Here is a 17,733-nt window from a genome sequence, read left to right as displayed (position 1 = left end):
CTTATAAGCGGATATTATGATCAGAAATTTCTTCAAAGTAGCTTACAGGAACCTTTTACGAAATAAAGGGTTTTCTTTCATCAATATTACCGGCCTGGCCATTGGTATGGCCGCCACCATGCTTATCCTGCTCTGGATACAGGATGAGCTTAGCTACGACCAGTTCCATCAGAACAAAGACCGGATCTATGAAGTATGGAATCATGTGCCCATGGATGGTGAGATCCGCAGCTGGAACAGCGTTTCCTCGCTACTGGCGGGCACACTGGAAAAAGACCTGCCCGAGGTGGAGCGGGCAGTCAGGGTAACCTATGATAACTATTTGCTTACGGCAGGTGATAAAAAAGTAATGAAATCGGCCAATATAGTGGACACCGGCTTCCTGCAGATATTCACTTTCCCTATGCTGAAAGGCGATCCGCTCACAGCGCTGAACGACAGGCATTCGATAGTGCTCACGGAAAAAACTGCTAAAATATTATTCGGCACTGAGGAAGCCCTGGGTAAGATTGTAAAGGTTGATAATAAAGATAATTTCACGGTTACCGGAATTCTGAAAGACCTTCCCACTAATTCAAGATTCAATTTTGATTACCTGCTGCCCCGGTCCTATACCAAATACCGGGAAGGAACAGACCTGGGCTGGCACGACAACAGCACGCCTACCTATGTGTTACTGAAGCCCAATACCAGTTATGCAGCGGTGGAGGCTAAAATAAAACACCTCAAACAACGCTACGATGATGAAGCCAAAAGAATAAACTGGGAACTGGGTATTTACCCCCTCAGCCGCTGGCGCCTGTATTCCAGCTTCAGCAACGGCGTGGAAGATAACGGGGGGCGCAGCACCTTTATCCGGCTGTTCAGCATCATTGCAGGATTTATATTACTGATCGCCTGCATAAATTTCATGAACCTGAGCACCGCCCGGAGTGAAAAACGCGCAAAGGAAGTGGGGATCCGGAAATCAGTGGGCGCCCAGAAAAGCTCCCTTATCGGCCAGTTCATCGGGGAATCCGTTTTCCTCGCATTCCTGGCAGGCATTGCGGCCGTCATTGTTGTACAGATAAGCCTGCCGGCCTTTAACCAGCTTACCGGTAAAAAACTGTTCCTCCACTTTGGTAATATGTATACATGGCTGGGACTTGCAGGCTTCATCCTGTTCACCGGCGTGCTGGCTGGCAGCTACCCGGCCTTCTTTCTTTCTTCTTTCCAGCCAGTGAAAGTATTAAAAGGCACCTTTAAGAAAACCAATGCGCTGATAACACCAAGGAAAGCGCTGGTGGTGGTACAGTTCACATTTGCTATCCTGCTTATTATCTGCACTATTATTGTAAAACAACAAATAGATTATGCCCGCAACCGGAATACAGGATACAACAAGGATCATCTTGTATACCATTTCATGACAGGCGACATCGCTAAGAATTATGCGTTGATAAAAAATGAATTGCTGACATCTGGTATTGCCACTTCCGTTACCAAAACAAATTCCCCTCTTACCGAAAGATGGAGCGATGGATGGGGACAGGACTGGGAAGGAAAAGATCCTAACTATAATCCGTCCTTCGACCGGTACCTGTGCGACGAAGGGCTGGGCGTTACCGCAGGCCTGCAGTTTGTACAGGGCCGCGATTTTGACCTGAAGCAATACCCTACAGATTCAGCCGGGCTTATTATCAATGAATCGGCGCTGAAAATAATGAAGTTCAAAGACCCGATCGGTAAAACAGTAAGTGACCTGGGTGTCGACTGGCACATTGTAGGCGTTATTAAAGACTTTATTCTTACCAATCCGTACGAACCTACCAACCCGATGCTGATATGTGGCGCGAAGAGCCGGTTTATGACTTTTAATGTGATGCAGATAAAACTGAACGGGAACAATTCAACCAGCCAGAACCTGGATAAGACCGCAGCCATTTTCAGGAAATATAACCCCGATTATCCCTTTGATATAAAATTTGTGGATCAGGCCTACGCCAGCAAATTTGAAAGCGAAAAGCTGCAGGGCCAGCTGGCTGGCCTGTTTGCAGGGCTTACAATATTTATCTCCTGTCTTGGTTTATTCGGGCTGGCCACGTATGTAGCAGAAAACAGGGTAAAAGAAATCGGTATCCGGAAAATATTAGGCGCCTCTGTAGCGGGTATCACCACATTATTGTCCAAAGATTTTGTGAAGCTGGTGATCGTGTCTTTCCTTCTGGCAGCGCCTGTGGCCTGGTGGGGCATGCATAAATGGCTACAGGGTTATACTTACCGGGTGAACATTGAATGGTGGGTGTTTGCTCTGGCAGCTTTTCTTTCTGTAATGATTGCATTGCTGACGGTGAGTTATCAATCGATCAGGGCAGCTATTGCCAACCCGGTGAAAAGCCTGAGAGCGGAATAGGTTCTTTAATTTATCTCCTCCGGGTACGACAGCCCGGAGGAGATAAATGTTTTATAAAGCGCATTATTTTTTCTGCTGCGCCAGGAAGCTCACCAGTGATGCAAACTCGTCGTACGACAGTGCATTGGCAAGTCCTGCCGGCATCATGGAGGTTTTCATTTCCTTGCGGCTCAGGATATCTGCCGTATTAACCGTGTACACTTCTCCTGCAATATCTCTCATCACCACTTTGGTTGCTGTTTCTTCAGTGATAAATCCTACATAGGTTTTATTCCCCTTCGCGGTGACTGTTACAGTTGCGAATCCCTGTGAAATAGAAGCATTGGGCTTAAGGATGGATTCGGCGATCCGCTCACGGTTCATGATAGATCCGATCTGTCCCATAAAAGGCCCTTTCATTTTTTCACCCCTGCTGAGGCTATGACAGGCGATACATCCCTGGTTGGTGAACAGTACCCTTCCTTTGGCGGCATCTCCTTTTAACTGCTTCACGGCCAGCAGCACATCTTCAATAGAAGATTTACCAACCTGTCCTTTCTTACTTTTTATTTTCTCCAGGTCCACTTTAGGCTCTTTTACTGCAACGGCTTCCGTCTTTTTCAGCGGGGCAAAAGCTGCGATCTCCATCCTGTTACGGGCATCAAGCTCTCTGAAAAGCTGCAGGCGGACAGGGTTTGCCGCCTCCTTCTTCATAAAGTTCTCGATCACAGGCGATCCTGCCCAGAGTACGGCTTTATAATACGGGCCATGTGAATCGGGCCGGGTTCCCCACCACCAGGATGCGTCATAGGTGTCCTCTTTCCTGTACAGGCGCGCCAGCGTAACCAGGATCTGCTTCTTCAGCTTTTCGTCTTTCGATTGTTTGTAGGCAGCAATTAAACCATTCACTGCCTTTTCATCATGCATATAACGCAAAGCCCATAATGCAAGCGTGGCATCGGGGCCTTTAATGGCCGATACGGCGGCATCTACCGCATTCAGTTCCACCAGTGCGCGCACTGCCAGGTGAGGCAACACAATAGCGGCATTGGGTGTGGCATGTGGTCCTTCCTTATCTTTGACAGGCGCTACAAATGAGGCAGGCACTTTTGTTTGCAGTAAAGCCGTGGCGGCTTCTATACGGCCTAAACGTCCAAGGCCTACAATTGCTGCGGCCTGAACACGTGGAGATGGATCTTTCAGCGCATCCAGGAAGGGTTGCTCCGGAACATCCCCGCGAATGCCTTTGCGATCTGCCAGGGCGCGCAATGCGTGCTCCTTCACGGCAGGGTCTTTTGTAAGCTCCACCAGCGCCGTGATACCATCTTTTCCTGTGGCCTGTGCATATGTATAGAGACCGGCCAAACGGGCGTATAATGGTAACTGTGCGTCCGATGCGATCTTTAAAGCGGCAGCAACTCCCTGCTGGTCGCCGCGGCGGAGCAGCTCCTGCGACGCATTTAACCGGGCCACCGCACTGGGAGATTTAAGCAGGTTCACCAGTTCTTCCACCGGGGCTTTGGCCAGGTCCGGGAAAGCCTTGTAGGTCCAGTTATTGGGCACGGCTCTCACCACGAAGCCAATGGTATCGCTACCGGAATAACCGGCGCCATCCCATGCAGAGAGGTAAAGCCTGCCTGATCCGTCCACATCCAGGTCGGTGATCTGTGGGAGTGCAATGAAGTCTTCTTCTTTTTGTGTGAAGGTTGGGCCATCGGGCTTTACCCTGTGGATGTAAAGCATGCTTCTTCCCCAATCCGCCATCATAGGTACATTGTTATATTTTTCGGGCCAGCCTGGCTCCGACATAAATAAGGCGCCGGTACCCGAGCCTCCGCCCAGGTCCGCCAGCGCGGGTATTATTTCATCTGTAAAATGCTGGAACAATACCGGGTACCCGTATTCGCCGGATTGGATATGATGTGAGAAGCGTACATTCCATCCTCCGCCATCATTGGTGTTTTCCCTTGTAAATACATTCATGTACGGATCGATGGCTACATCATACACATTGCGTGTACCGTGGGTAAACACCTCCATTTCGGTACCATCAGGGCGTACCCTTACGATGCCTCCGCCAAGCATGGTTAGCTTTTTACCGGAGCGGTCGGTAGCGTCATGGAACCCAAAGTCGCCCACGGCAATATAGATCCAGCCATCAATACCCATGCGGATACCATTGGTAGCATGGTCTGTTCCACGCTCCTGGATGTATTTGGTGTTACTGAGGTGTTCAACAAGCGGTCTGGCAGGGCCATCGGCCTTTCCATCGCCATCTTTATCTTCAAAAACCACCAGGGCCATTCCGGTGGCTTTGCCTGTTTCGCCGGAAAATGTAGTGTGCAGTACAAATACCTGGTTGCCCATCACAATGATACCCCGTGGATTGTCTACAGTGGCAAAGTCGGTATGCTCATCCATTTTACCATCATTGTCCTTGTCCACCAGCTTTAGTATCCGGCCTTTCCCCGGATCTTTGCCAAGAGAACCTATCATGTCCACACCAACAAATACTTCCCCTGTAGGCGCTACTGCCAGGCAGGCGGGGCTCGGTGTAATGGCAGGACCGGAAAATCGGGTGATGGTTAATTCAGCGGGGGCGGTTTGAGAATACCCTGAAAACGGTTTTACTACAATAAGCGCTGTAAGAGAACAGATCAGCTTAAGTGGAAATTTAATCATTTAATTGCGGCTTGTTTAAGATCGTATAACTATAACTAAGTAAGTGAATTAGCCGATCAAGATATAAAAAATAAATTTCCGTATCGGAATTTATTCTTTAAACGGTACCTGGTTTCCGTTTGCTGCCATTGTGATGAAAATATTGCATTATGAAATAAATTATCCTATATTTAAGTACTGTATTCAGGTTGAGCTAAACGGATTGAAAGCGTTAGCAAAAGAGATCAGATAATTTCAGGCGCCTGGTTGCCCGTAGTAAATGTGCCTGAAATAATTCCACGAACATAGTTCCAACCCGTATTTGAAGAAACTGAGATTCCAGGCAGATGAGAGACGTGATAGTGTTAGCCCGGTAATATGCCAGACACTAATCCTTATGATAATAATATATCCATGATACCCGGTTATTATTCTGACAAAGTAGTGCATCTAAATGTGTTTCCCGTAATGAGAACGGGAAGCGTGACTGAACCTTTTTCCTGACAACTTTAGTTTTGTACAAATGAATCACAACGTTAGTGCTGTTTCCACGCAGCGTATATTTCCACGGCTGAAAGAAATCGTTGTTGTTAATAGTGTAACATTATCCGTGGCTGCATTAGTGCTCTTCACACTAATAGTTTATTTCCCTGTATTTTCTCATCAATTTCAAACGCATTGGGATGATCAATGGGTAGTGATTAATCCCTATACGGAAAACGGGCTGAACTCACAGAACCTATGGGCCATCCTGACGGAATTTTACAAGGGGCAATACGCTCCTCTTAACCAGCTGCTATATACAATACTGTATTCCGTATTTGGTTACAACCCGTTTTGGTTTCACCTGGCAGGCATTATGCTGCACCTGTGCAATGTGCTGCTGGTCTATTTCTTCATCCGGCGCATCTTAACCCAATCAGGTGATTTTACGCTCGTTTCCATCACAAGGATCTCATTCTTCACAGCAACTATCATGGCCCTTCATCCGCTGCTGGTAGAATCAGTGGCGTGGATATCGGCCTCCAAAATTCTTATTTACAGCTGCTTCTACCTGGTTGGGCTCCATCTTTATTTAAAGTATTTATCTTCCGGCAAAGTAACTTATTACTTACTCACCATACTTTTTTTCATCTGCTCTTTCGGAGGAAAAGAACAGGCAGTAACGTTCCCGGTATGTTTGCTACTGGTTGATTATGCCGTAAACAGGAACTTAAAAACCAAACAGGTATGGATGGAGAAACTGCCGCTGTTCCTCCTTGCATTCCTAATGGGTTATATCACTTTACTTTCACAAAGTGCAGATAAAGTGGGTTTACTTTCCAATTCCCGCCATTATCCATTTTACCAGAATATTATATTTGCGAGCTATTCGGTAACCGAATACCTGGTAAAATGCCTGATCCCTGTTAAGCTAAGCTACCTGTATGTTTTCCCCAATGCTATCGGGGAAGAGGTGCCTAAAAGATTCTGGATATATCCCCTGCTGTTACTGATCATGTTATTTTCATTCTGGGATTTCTGGAAAAAGAAATGGGTCTTTTTTGGCATTGCATTTTTCCTGATTCACATTGCTATGGTGCTGCATATCATTCCCATGGCCAGGTTCGCCATGGTGGCAGACAGGTATGCTTACCTGTCGTCTGTTGGAATATTTTTCCTGGTAGCTTTTTTTGCAGACAAGGCATTGAACCAAACAAAGCATATACGCCTGGTACTGACCCTTATTTTCTTCTATTCCCTTTCCATCGGAATTTATGCACATCAGCGAAGCAAGGTTTGGCGCAACAGCGATACCCTGAAACAGGAGCTAAAAGATCTTTTAGAGAAAGCAACGATTCCTCAAAATAACCCACATCAATGACACCGTTTATTATTAACCTCCCCAACATAACAGTTGAGTTATTCCTGCTGCAATACTGGTGACCCCTATGGGGTCTATTTATACCATACTTTCAACCAAAAACAGCAAGCGTTAATCAAACCATATTTCAATTTAAAATTATAACCATGAAAAGAATCCTTAAAATCGCAGGCGGTATAGCCGTTGTAATCATATTGGTTTGCAACCTCCAGTATGCCCTTATCAGCTTTGATATTACAAATTCTTCCAACAAGGCATCCGCAGCATGGGTTGATACCAATGGTAATGGTAACAGGTATTGCGGATCTACCGGCGACAGGACCTTCAGAACAGGCACCTGGGTTTGGGTAAATGATGATTATTATTACGTGGTTGAGCATTGGATTGGCTACGACACCGGTTATTATGTATTTTATCCTAACAACTCAGGCAACCAGTGTGGTGCAGAGTATAACCCTTTCACACCGCATAATAACTATCATGATGTAACAAATATTCCGCCCACGATAGTACCCTGATCATTTCATTTTAACATCTGCCATCCCTCCCGGGTGGCAGATGTATTCGTATTCACAAGCCGACTCAATCATATACTAATGAAGCAACACTTACTGATCTTTCTGATACTGCTATCAGCTTCCTGCTCTCAAAAAGGAGGCAAAGGATGGAATGACTCACCCGCTGTAAAAATTAAAATTACACCATTGGACAGCCAGACTGTTTTTATAGAAGATATTGCCGACAGTGTTTATTATGTTCAACTGAAAACCACCAAAGACTTTTTTGTTAACCAAATCTCCGGTTTCTTTGCAACAGATAGCCTCCTCATTATCGCTGACCGCTCACAGGGGGCGGTATTAATTTTTGATCAGCACGGCGTCCCCAAAACAAAAATCCACCAGGTGGAAAATAAACGTGATCAGTATGCAAGCATGACAGATGTTATTTATGATGCACACCAACGCCAGGTTGAAATACTGGATCTCAGCCAGAATAAAATATTCCGGTATGACATCAGCGGAAAGCTGACCAAAGTACTTGAAATTATAGGCTCAAGATATTTCGGGCTAACATTTGCAAAAAGCGATGGAATGTATGTAAGCGAGATCGTGAATAACAATAAAGAGATGGTAAGGCTCAGGATCTACAAGGAGAAGGGCAACATGGTCACCTATCATTCCCAGGAACTGTCTTTTTTCCCGCTGATAAAGGAACTTGATATAGCCTTCCCGCACCAGTTCGACAACTACAAAGATTCGGTTTTCTATTTTCCGCTGTTAGACAATAAGATCTACCACGTAACAGCGGACGGGGCAATCCCCATATACCAGGTAGATGCGCCGGGGGGCAACCTGATAACGGAAGAAACCAAAGCCATCACAACTATCAGGGATCATTTTGCCTATTGGAAAAAAATGGAAACTGATAATATTATTTATGATAACAACTCCCTGTTTATTACAGATAAGTGGGTATCGTTCAGGTATAGTTTTCAATCGAGGATCAGTCCGAGGAATGTATTTTTTTCAAAGAAAACCGGCAAAGTACTTCAGCTGACAGAATATAGCAGCAGAAAAGATTCCACCTTCCATTCCCGGAATAAAATAACAGGAAAACTGGGCGATTATTTTGTAATGAAGGTTCCTCCCCTTCATCCACCTGTACCAGGAACAACAGCGCCGCGGGAAGATATTAGTTTTATGTTTTTCAGATTAAAGGATTTTTGAGGAATATGCAGGTGATCTCATGCCTTGTACTTCCACAAGTACCTGTTATTAAAAAACAGGCATTCCGGAGCAACTTTCTTTGAGTGATGATGTCCTTTAATATGAGTTACAATATGTGGCTCACATTAACCCCAAACCGGTTAACAAAAAAACATGATAAGTACAACTATGAAAAGAAATCAACTCCCGGTATTATTATTCCTGTTTTTGTTGCCCGTAACGGAGGCCTGTAAAAGCAAAGCCAAAAAGGAAGTTACGAAAACCTTACCCAAAAGCAATTATATTTTCTCCGATATAAAAGACATAACTGCATTACCGGTTATTGACCAAAACGCTTCCGGAACATGCTGGAGCTTTTCCACCACTTCTTTCCTGGAGTCGGAGATCATCCGGCTGAAAGGTGAAAAGATCGACCTTTCGGAGATGTATTTTGTAAGATGCGCCTATTTACTAAAGGCCCGGAATTATATCCTGCGACAGGGAACTGCGCGCTTTACCGAAGGCGGGCTTAATCATGATCCGCTGATCACTGCAGCGGCATTCGGAATGCTGCCGCAACAGGAATATACGGGGCTAAAGGAGGGGAAAACCCGGCATAATCATTTCAAAATGTTCAATGAACTGGATACCGCCGTAAAAAGATATGCCAATCCGGCGAATAAGGCCGGTACAGGATGGAAAAAGGAGATACCGGAAATACTGGATCGTTTCCTGGGAAAAGTGCCGGAACAGTTTCAATATAACGGGCAAACATATACGCCGCAGAGCTTTCTTGCCTATACCCAATTAAATCCAGGTGATTACCTCACCATTACCTCTTTTTCGGATGTCCCGTTCTATAAACTTTTCCAGCTGAGCATACCCGCCAACTGGGCCAATGAACGGTTTTATAACCTGCCTCTTGATGAATTTATGGATAACATTGACCATGCCGTTGATGCCGGGTTTTCACTGGCCCTCGACCTGGATGCCACTGAGCCCACCTTTGCTCCCGACCAGGGAGTAGCCGTTCTGCCGGAAAAACAGGAAGATAACACGCTTATACTTACAGATATCCGGCCGGAAAAGAAAGTTACCCAGCAAATGCGCCAGGATGCGTTTGAATCTTTCGAAACCACCGACGATCACCTTATGCATATTGTTGGCAAAGCAAAGGATCAACATGGCAATATCTATTATAAAACAAAAAACTCCTGGGGAACAGGCTCCAGCAGGCAGGGCTTTGTTTATCTCAGCGTTCCTTACATGAAAATGAAAGGCATCTCGGTACTCCTCCACAAAGATGGGCTGATGGAGGCCACAAAGCATAAACTTTGGAAGGGCCCGGAAACCCCATACTGAGGTTCTGACTGCACAAACATTTCATGTGGATAGCTGTTTTACTTTTATAGAAATAATACCCTATTTTGGAGGTATTGCATCTATAAAAAATATGAAGCAGGTACTTTTCAACATAGCTATTATCCTGGTTACTTCCGCCTGTTACGGGCAAACCAGTATTAACACCAAAGGGATTCCAAACGACAACCCTCTTCACACCAGGCTGGATTCACTGATAGATCACAGTGTACAACAGTATTTGCAGGACAAGCGGGCGGTAGGGATTTCCATTGGCATCCTTTTAAAAGACAAGGCCTGTTTTTATAACTATGGCGAAACAAAAGCAGGGAACAATAAACTCCCCCGGAACAACACGCTTTACGAGATTGGCTCAACCACAAAAACCTTTACCGGTATCTTACTCGGACAGGCGGTACTGGATAAAAAGATAAGGCCGGACGATGATATACGTAAGTACCTGAAAGGCGCCTATCCGAATCTTGAGTATAAAGGCGTTCCTATCCGGGTAAAAGACCTGAGCAATCATACTTCAAGGATCACCCGTATCTTTCCGAATATGTGGGAGCGGCCGGAGTATGACTCGCTCAATCCACTGCATGGCTATACCCGGCAATTATTGTACGAGGGCCTGCACAATATGAAAATGGACACCTTCCCCGGAAAGATATCTTCCTATTCCAACATGGCAGTAGCATTACTTGGCACCCTGCTGGAAGATGCGTATGGTCAGTCTTATTTTTCGCTCATTTCAAAAAATATCCTGGAACCGCTTTCTATGAAGGACACCCGGATAGATATTACCGCGTTACCGGCAGATGCAATTGCGTGGCCACACAATGAAAACCGCCAGGTGGTGCCCTTATGGGACCTGCACCACCTGCCTGCAATGGGGGCATTGCGATCAACCACACGCGACCTGATCTCCTTTATCAAAGCCAATAACACCGATACTTCACCGGCTATAGCTCTCTCTCACCAGCTTACTTTTGGAACAAACCAGGAAGGTATGGGAATGAACTGGTTTATACATACATCGCCCGAAGGCTATCGGATACTTGAACATAGCGGAGGAACGGGCGGCTCACGTAGTTCCCTGGAATGTTTTCCAGGTCTTCATTCAGGATTCGTTATTCTTACTAATAGTCTTGCCAATCGTAACAGGCTGGAAAAAGAGCTGGCTGCTATTGTGGTTGCGGAAGCGGAGAGATCTCTCCTCATTTCAAAATAGATATTTTTAAAAAATTCATATTTGATTGATTATATTTCATTTATAACATAATCTATTTAAATTATTGTTTCGTTTATTTCGTTTACGTATCTTTGATCTATTAAAAATATAAAGGATTATGGAAGCCATCATAGAAAAAACCAACAAGAAAGATCAGAAATTAGCGAAATCTTTCCTGATGGAACTGCAAGAAACCTTCCAAATGATCATAAAGACTAAACGTGAAAGTGTAACTATTAGAATAGACGATACAAAAGGAACCCGGCAGATTCCTAAAAAAGCATTTGCGTTGCTTTACAACATACTCGATCTTATGGCAGAGGGGAAATCTGTTACGCTGTTTCCCAGTGATGCAGAGATCAGTACCCAGGAGGCGGCAGATTTGTTAAACGTATCCAGACCTTATGTAGTAAGTCTGTTGAAAAAGGGAGACATCCCATTTACTAAAGTGGGCACACACAGAAGAATTCTCCTGAGCGATATTATTGCCTACGATAAACAGCTGCAAAAGAATCGAAACAGCAAGCTGAACTTCCTGGCCAAACAGGCACAGGAGCTTAACCTCGGATACGAATGACCAATACGACAGGGCTAATAGCTGTATTAGATGCGAATGTTTTATACCCCGCCCCGATAAGGGATATCCTATTGCATTTGGCAGATGCTAAACTATTTCAACCTAAATGGACTGACCTGATACACGATGAATGGATCAGGAACCTGTTAATAAATAGACCCGACATCAAGTCTGACAGCCTGAAAAAAGCACGTACCGCTATGGAAAGTGCCTTTCCGGATGCCCATGTATCTTCATATGAATCACTGATAGATGAAATAACATTGCCTGACGTAGATGACAGACATGTATTGGCTGCAGCCATCAAAAGCAGAGCTACGATAATTGTCACCAATAATGTGAAAGATTTTAAAAATGCAGGTTAACTGATAGTGTATCAGCACTAAAATCATTACTAAAACTTTAATGCTATTTGCTCCGGAATAAATGGTTATTGTACGCCAGGCCCATCGCCAACCGGCGCCGCTAAATATGCCGGAAGCGCAAAGCTTCCGGCCGGGGCAATCATTCTCAAATTGTAATAAGAAACTGTTGTAGGAATAAATAGTACATCTGGAACAGCATACAAAGCTATAGCCAATCACCCGTATCGATGGCGCTCTATTGTTTCAAATAAGGGGCCCGTTTGTTACCAGCCTATTCAGGGAAAACATTAATCCATGCTTACCATTGCCTTTATCACTCCATTGGAAGGATCCAGCCAGCTTTCAAACGTGTCTTTTACCTGTTCCAGTTTAACACGGTGGGTGATATACGTTTTAGGATCAATCAATCCTTTCTTCATGGAGTCAATTACATGTTCAAAGTCGGCACTGGTAGCATTGCGGCTGCTCATTAAAGTTGCCTCGCGCTTATGGAATTCCGGGTGGCTAAAGCTGATGGACTCTTTTTGTAAACCGATCAGCACATACCTGGCCCCGTGCGCCATATAGCTGAAAGCATTGTTGATGGCTTTCAGGTTGCCCGTTGCATCCATCACTACTGTTGGCATATCTCCATTGGTTATCGTCATTAATGCTTCACTCACATTATCTTTCAGCGCATTGATCACATGCGTGATCCCTAACTTTTCCCTGCAGAAATTAAGGCGGAGATCATTTACATCCAGGGCAATAACCTTTGCACCGGCAATTTGTGCAAGCTGCATGGTTCCCAAACCGATAGGACCGGCGCCTACCACCAGCACATATTCTCCCGGCAGGATACCTGCCCGTTTTACCGCATGTGCGCCAATAGCCAGCGGCTCCACCAGTGCAAGCTCATCGAAGCTCAGTCCCTGTCCATGCACCAGCGAGTACGACGGCACTGCCAGGTAATCAACCATCCCTCCATCCTGGTGAACGCCACATACCTTAATACGGCTGCAACAATTCTGTTTACCATTGCGGCAGGCTATGCAGGTTCCGCAATAGAAATAAGGTATAATAGTGACCGGCTCACCGGCTGTGAAACCAGGGGCGTTATCAAACTCCACCAGCTCCCCGGCCAGTTCATGGCCAAGGATCCTGGGATATTCAAAAAAAGGCTGCGTTCCTTCAAAAGCATGCAGATCGGTGCCGCAAATGCCCACCCGCCTGATCTTCAGTATGGCATGCGATTGTTTTAGCTCCGGGGTTATACCATCCAAATACTCAAAATTTCCCGGTTGCGTACATACAAGTGTTCTCATCTCTACTTTTTATAAAACCTTAAAGTTTACTGGCTTTTAATGTGAGGCAGATAATTCTACTTTAGTAACTGCAATATTCTTTATTCCGAAATATAATACTGCAATAAAGCAAATTGCCGGAACAATATATGCCTGCTGTATATTACTGGCGTCTGATACGCGTCCCATAACCACCGGTAAAATTGCTCCCCCAACAATAGCCATGATCACCAGGGAAGATCCCTTCTTCGTTTTTGCGCCAAGATCTTTTACGCTTAAAGCAAAAATGGTGGGAAACATAATAGACATAAAAAACTCCACCGCCATCAACGCGTATACAGCGGTGATGCCTGTTGTTGAAATGGCAACAGCAAGCAGCAGCATTACCAGTATACTGTAAATGACCAGTAGCCTGGGCGGCGCCATAAATCTCATTAATAAAGTTCCTGCAAAACGCCCTACCATAAACATCAGCAGAGCGGCTGATAAAAGATAGGCGGCCTGCACTTCTTCAATACCTGCTACCCGTTGTGAAAAGCGGATAAAGAAACTGCTGATACAAACCTGTGCGCCTACATAAAAAAACTGTGCGCCCACACCCAACAGAAGATTTTTCTCGTTCAAAACAGAGCCGTTGGCGTTACCGGTCTCTTCTTCCTTAATCTCGGGTAAATAAGTTCTCCATACCAGTACCGCCACGCTCAACACTACCAGGGCTATAATCAGGAAAGGCAGCTGCACGGAGGAAGCTTCTGCTTTCAGGTAATCATCCAGCTGACCGGCAGACATACCAGCCTCCTGTGATGCCGTTAATGCTTTCCCCGACAATATATACCGCCCGCCTATGAGCGGCGCCATGAATGCAGCAAGGCCGTTGAACGACTGTGCAAGATTCAACCGGTAGGCGCCTTTAGCGGGGTCGCCCAATACGGTGATATATGAATTGGCAGCCGTTTCCAAAAATGTAAGCCCGCTGGCAATAATAAACAGCGCACAAAGAAAAAAGAGGTAGGAGCGCGTAGCCGCCGCGGGGTAAAATAAAACGGCGCCTGCAGCGAACAATAATAATCCTAAGAGAATCCCTCCTTTGTAACCATATTTATACATGAACCTTCCGGCTGGCAAAGCAAGCAAAAAATAGGCGATGTAAGATGCCGAATCAATAAAGGCGGATTGAACATCACTGAGACGGCAGGCTTTTTTCAGGTGAGGAATTAAGATGGGATTCAGGTTCAGTGCAAAACCCCATAAAAAAAACAAGGCGGTGATAAGCCCTATGGCAAGGGTTGTTTTATTGGCTGATAATGCTTTATTCATATAGCGTATAGTTCTTACGTGGATTAATAATGAACAGTGGCTTCTCCCGTTAAATTTATCAGCTGTTTTTCCTTCATCTCGTCCCAGAATGCGGGTGGTATAGGCACATTGGCAAGTTCCAGGTTTTCAGCTACCCTTTGCGGGTGAGTAGTATTCAATGCTACGCTTACCACTCCCGGCGCCTTTAAGGCAAACTGCACACAGGCGGCAGCTGGTTTAACTGCATGCGCGTGGCAAACTGAAAAAAACTCATCCCGCCATTTCAAATGCTGCTGATGTGTTTCATCAGCAGCATTGATCAATTGATAATCGTAATAATTCCCGCCGGTAAGAAAGCCCGAGTGAAAAACTGCAGAGTTAATTACCTGCACTCCCTGCTGTTGCAATTGTTCCAGGAAAGTATGTAAGGGCCTGGGATGTACTTTGATGGTAAAACTGTTGGCAATCATTACCCAGTCCAACGCCACCTCCCTGCTGATGCGCTCTATCACCCGCCAGTTTTTGGCGCCGATACCCACAGATTGCACCCTGCCCGACAGCTTCAGCTCACGCAGCGCCTGGTAGGCGCCCATAATATCCGAAAGCAGTTGTTCCTCTTCCTCTTTATTACGGGCTTTGGCCAGGTATTCGTCGGGATCATGTACGGATACCATTTGCGCGGTGTAATTTCCCAGGAGGGAATTTCCCTGCTCAAAACATTCCAGTATGCCATCGTAACTGATGCGTTGTACCGCATCGTAGCGCAGGTTTTTCCATACGCCCGGTTCAAAAGTAGGTTCCGGTGTGGTAAGTGGCGCGCGTAACCATCCCAGTTTGTTACTGATCAGTACTTTTTCAGGAGCAATATCCGCCTTACGCAAAGCCGCGCCCAATGCTTCCAGCGCCAGTCCGGCGCCGTATTTACCGGCAGTATCAAATACAACCTGTGATTGAGAGCGAACCAGGCATTCCTTTACAATCGCCTCTTTTGTAGCTTCTTCCAGAACGGTAAACAAATTTCCCAACCCGCTGGTGCCAAATACAATCTTTGGGAATGTCATATTTTTTTTATTCAGGTCTTAACTTCTTTGATAAATACTTATGCAGGCAGTACTTTCAATACCAGGGCTGCTGTATTGAGCTTCTGCTCCGGCAGCTTTACCAGTAACCCCTTATCGCCACGTTCCACCTGCAGTGATTTACTTCCTCCCAGTAATTCCACCTGTCCTATCCTGCCGGGATAATGGCCGCTACCGGATGATAGCGATCTGATATTCACTTCACCGTTTTCAGGCCAGCCCATTACAATGCAATACAACGCATCGCCTTTCACCGTAAAACGGATATCCTCCGCTCCCATTGGCTTGCCTTTGCCTTCATTGAAGCCCGGCCCGCTTAACGGCGCCACGGATTCCACTGCCGGTCCTTCCCCGAATATTTTCCAGGGCCTTGTGTCGTAGATCGCTTCCTTGTTGATGTCCATCCATGCCGTAATGCCGGCCACTATGTTGCGTTCTTCACTGTCGATAGTACCATCTCCTCTTACCGGGATATTCAGTAACAGGTTCCCGTTCTTGCTTACCACATCGGCCAGTGTGTGGATCACGGTTCCGGCTGTTTTATAGCGACGGTCGTTGTAAATGCCCCGGTCGTAATGCCAGCTGCCAATACAGGTATCGGTTTGCCATACGAAAGGTTCTATCTCATTGCTTTGTCCGCGTTCTATATCCCATACCATACATTTCCGCTGTTCTTCGTTCAGTATTTTTCCATTCAATACCGCTTCCAGCTTACCATGTTTTTTGATGCTGCTGTTATACAGGTGCGCCGCAATCCTGAGCCCTGCGTCACTGATGGGCCATAAGGGAAGCGCTGTGTCATCGAAATACACCAGGTCGGGCCCGTACTTATTGATCAGGTCCATTGTGCGGTTAAAGAATTGCTCACAGTAGGCTTTATCGGGAACGGTACATCCTTTGGTGGCATCCCAGTCCCACACTTTACCAATATCCCTGGAGCCGGGAACATGGCTTTGTGCATATAATACCTGCGGATCGAGGCCTTCCCACCAGGTACCTTTTCCATCGGCTTTGGTTAGTTTACCGTCATAAGGCACACCTGCCAGCGGGCCGTTCTTATCTGCGCCCTGGGCGGTTTCATAAAATGTCCACGCATGTGCAGCGTGAACGCTCACGCCAAAGGGAAGCCCCTGGCTACGTGCCGCTTTCTCCCATCCTCCGATGATATCTTTCTTCGGTCCCAGTTTCGTGGAATTCCAGGGGTGATATTTACTGTTGTAGTTGTCAAAATTATCGTGGTGATTAGCCATTGCCACGAAGTATTGGGCGCCTGCTTTTTTATATAAGGCCACCAGCTCTTCAGGGTTCCAGTTCTCTGCCTTCCATTCACGTATCACCTCTTTGAAGCCTGATTTAGAAGGATGACCATACTCTTTCACATGAAAATTATATTGCCAGCCTCCTTCTTCATACATACCCCTCGCGTACCAGTCGCCATGCTCGGGCTGGCATTGCGGCCCCCAGTGTGCCCATATACCGAATTTGGCATTGCGGTACCAATCCGGTACTGTATATTGTTTGAGTGATTCCCATGATGCTTTAAACGGACCTTTGGCAACCGGTTCCCCGGGTGCTGCTATTTCAGCCAGTCCATTACCCATTGCCTTTGATATCCAGAGTGCAGGCAATGCCCCTGCCAATCCTTTTATTACGGTTCTGCGTTTCATAAAGTATGAAAGTTATTTAGGAAGATGAATAAGTTTTATTTTATAGCAGGGATTTGTTCCTGTAAAGGGTACTCCATGCGCCAACGGAAACATGAATTCTTTATGGCAGGTTCCCTGTGAACGGACCTGTATAGTTTTTCTGCCGGAATTTATTAAATAGTCAATATGACACTTATAAACATAACAACAGGCAGCAATTCGATCATAACGTGATAAGAACTCTCCTGCTTACTCCCTGCCTGTCATTTTTTGGTTTAGCAAATATAGAAACTTG

Annotated in this window: 13 protein-coding genes; 8 read left to right on the top strand and 5 right to left on the bottom strand. The window is 45.8% G+C overall.

Annotation, left to right across the window (positions count from 1 at the left end):
* Nucleotides 1-16 precede the first annotated feature (16 nt).
* Nucleotides 17-2,392 carry an ABC transporter permease gene (locus tag ABIE50_RS13730; RefSeq protein WP_209860629.1) on the top strand — a complete coding sequence of 792 codons (2,376 nt, stop codon included), beginning with the start codon at nt 17-19 and terminating at the stop codon, nt 2,390-2,392.
* A 63-nt stretch (nt 2,393-2,455) separates the two neighbouring features.
* On the opposite strand, the gene ABIE50_RS13725 is transcribed toward ABIE50_RS13730, so the two are convergent.
* On the bottom strand, nt 2,456-5,053 hold the full coding sequence (locus ABIE50_RS13725) for a DUF7133 domain-containing protein (protein WP_209860630.1): 2,598 nt from the start codon (nt 5,051-5,053) through the stop codon (nt 2,456-2,458).
* Between the two features lie 502 nt (nt 5,054-5,555).
* Here ABIE50_RS13725 and ABIE50_RS13720 point away from each other — a divergent pair.
* The 7 genes from ABIE50_RS13720 to ABIE50_RS13690 all read left to right on the top strand — a co-directional run bounded on the left by ABIE50_RS13720 (nt 5,556) and on the right by ABIE50_RS13690 (nt 12,134).
* On the top strand, nt 5,556-6,896 hold the full coding sequence (locus ABIE50_RS13720) for a glycosyltransferase family protein (protein WP_209860632.1): 1,341 nt from the start codon (nt 5,556-5,558) through the stop codon (nt 6,894-6,896).
* A 146-nt stretch (nt 6,897-7,042) separates the two neighbouring features.
* The gene (locus tag ABIE50_RS13715; protein ID WP_209860635.1) at nt 7,043-7,414 is read left to right on the top strand and encodes a hypothetical protein; all 372 of its coding nucleotides are present in this window, start codon (nt 7,043-7,045) and stop codon (nt 7,412-7,414) included.
* Between the two features lie 78 nt (nt 7,415-7,492).
* On the top strand, nt 7,493-8,623 hold the full coding sequence (locus ABIE50_RS13710; RefSeq protein WP_209860637.1) for a DUF4934 domain-containing protein: 1,131 nt from the start codon (nt 7,493-7,495) through the stop codon (nt 8,621-8,623).
* Nucleotides 8,624-8,791: 168 nt separating this feature from the next.
* The gene (locus ABIE50_RS13705; protein WP_209860639.1) at nt 8,792-9,964 is read left to right on the top strand and encodes a C1 family peptidase; all 1,173 of its coding nucleotides are present in this window, start codon (nt 8,792-8,794) and stop codon (nt 9,962-9,964) included.
* A gap of 91 nt (nt 9,965-10,055) precedes the next feature.
* A complete protein-coding gene (locus tag ABIE50_RS13700) occupies nt 10,056-11,192 on the top strand; it encodes a serine hydrolase domain-containing protein (RefSeq protein WP_209860641.1) in 1,137 nt (378 codons plus the stop codon).
* A 118-nt stretch (nt 11,193-11,310) separates the two neighbouring features.
* Complete coding sequence (locus tag ABIE50_RS13695) at nt 11,311-11,769, top strand: helix-turn-helix domain-containing protein (protein ID WP_142684973.1); 459 nt, start codon at nt 11,311-11,313, stop codon at nt 11,767-11,769.
* Nucleotides 11,766-12,134 carry a PIN domain-containing protein gene (locus tag ABIE50_RS13690; protein ID WP_209860643.1) on the top strand — a complete coding sequence of 123 codons (369 nt, stop codon included), beginning with the start codon at nt 11,766-11,768 and terminating at the stop codon, nt 12,132-12,134. Before ABIE50_RS13695 ends, ABIE50_RS13690 begins: the two co-directional genes overlap by 4 nt.
* Before the next feature lie 287 nt (nt 12,135-12,421).
* Here ABIE50_RS13690 and ABIE50_RS13685 read toward each other — a convergent pair whose 3' ends face one another.
* From ABIE50_RS13685 to ABIE50_RS13670, 4 genes are read right to left on the bottom strand one after another with little or no spacing between them, the layout of a single operon-like run.
* Nucleotides 12,422-13,438, bottom strand: coding sequence for a zinc-binding alcohol dehydrogenase family protein (locus tag ABIE50_RS13685; RefSeq protein WP_209860645.1), 1,017 nt, complete (start codon nt 13,436-13,438; stop codon nt 12,422-12,424).
* Between the two features lie 36 nt (nt 13,439-13,474).
* Nucleotides 13,475-14,734 carry an L-fucose:H+ symporter permease gene (gene fucP, locus ABIE50_RS13680; protein ID WP_209860647.1) on the bottom strand — a complete coding sequence of 420 codons (1,260 nt, stop codon included), beginning with the start codon at nt 14,732-14,734 and terminating at the stop codon, nt 13,475-13,477.
* A gap of 23 nt (nt 14,735-14,757) precedes the next feature.
* Nucleotides 14,758-15,774, bottom strand: a complete 1,017-nt coding sequence (locus tag ABIE50_RS13675; RefSeq protein ID WP_209860649.1) for an aldo/keto reductase — start codon at nt 15,772-15,774, stop codon at nt 14,758-14,760.
* A 38-nt stretch (nt 15,775-15,812) separates the two neighbouring features.
* Nucleotides 15,813-17,459 carry an alpha-L-fucosidase gene (locus ABIE50_RS13670; protein WP_209860651.1) on the bottom strand — a complete coding sequence of 549 codons (1,647 nt, stop codon included), beginning with the start codon at nt 17,457-17,459 and terminating at the stop codon, nt 15,813-15,815.
* Nucleotides 17,460-17,733 lie beyond the last annotated feature (274 nt).

The organism is Chitinophaga sp. OAE865, assembly GCF_040546735.1.
Taxonomy (GTDB): domain Bacteria; phylum Bacteroidota; class Bacteroidia; order Chitinophagales; family Chitinophagaceae; genus Chitinophaga; species Chitinophaga polysaccharea_A.
Note: the sequence above shows the minus strand (reverse complement) of the source record. Positions and strands in the feature narration are given on the sequence as shown.

Excerpts from the sequence above, each read along its gene's own strand:
- ABIE50_RS13720 (WP_209860632.1), top strand. The coding sequence starts at position 5,556 with ATGAATCACAACGTTAGTGCTGTTTCCACGCAGCGTATATTTCCACGG.
- ABIE50_RS13725 (WP_209860630.1), bottom strand. The coding sequence starts at position 5,053 with ATGATTAAATTTCCACTTAAGCTGATCTGTTCTCTTACAGCGCTTATT.
- ABIE50_RS13710 (WP_209860637.1), top strand. The coding sequence starts at position 7,493 with ATGAAGCAACACTTACTGATCTTTCTGATACTGCTATCAGCTTCCTGC.
- ABIE50_RS13675 (WP_209860649.1), bottom strand. The coding sequence starts at position 15,774 with ATGACATTCCCAAAGATTGTATTTGGCACCAGCGGGTTGGGAAATTTG.
- ABIE50_RS13705 (WP_209860639.1), top strand. The coding sequence starts at position 8,792 with ATGAAAAGAAATCAACTCCCGGTATTATTATTCCTGTTTTTGTTGCCC.
- fucP (WP_209860647.1), bottom strand. The coding sequence starts at position 14,734 with ATGAATAAAGCATTATCAGCCAATAAAACAACCCTTGCCATAGGGCTT.
- ABIE50_RS13670 (WP_209860651.1), bottom strand. The coding sequence starts at position 17,459 with ATGAAACGCAGAACCGTAATAAAAGGATTGGCAGGGGCATTGCCTGCA.
- ABIE50_RS13730 (WP_209860629.1), top strand. The coding sequence starts at position 17 with ATGATCAGAAATTTCTTCAAAGTAGCTTACAGGAACCTTTTACGAAAT.
- ABIE50_RS13695 (WP_142684973.1), top strand. The coding sequence starts at position 11,311 with ATGGAAGCCATCATAGAAAAAACCAACAAGAAAGATCAGAAATTAGCG.
- ABIE50_RS13690 (WP_209860643.1), top strand. The coding sequence starts at position 11,766 with ATGACCAATACGACAGGGCTAATAGCTGTATTAGATGCGAATGTTTTA.
- ABIE50_RS13700 (WP_209860641.1), top strand. The coding sequence starts at position 10,056 with ATGAAGCAGGTACTTTTCAACATAGCTATTATCCTGGTTACTTCCGCC.
- ABIE50_RS13715 (WP_209860635.1), top strand. The coding sequence starts at position 7,043 with ATGAAAAGAATCCTTAAAATCGCAGGCGGTATAGCCGTTGTAATCATA.
- ABIE50_RS13685 (WP_209860645.1), bottom strand. The coding sequence starts at position 13,438 with ATGAGAACACTTGTATGTACGCAACCGGGAAATTTTGAGTATTTGGAT.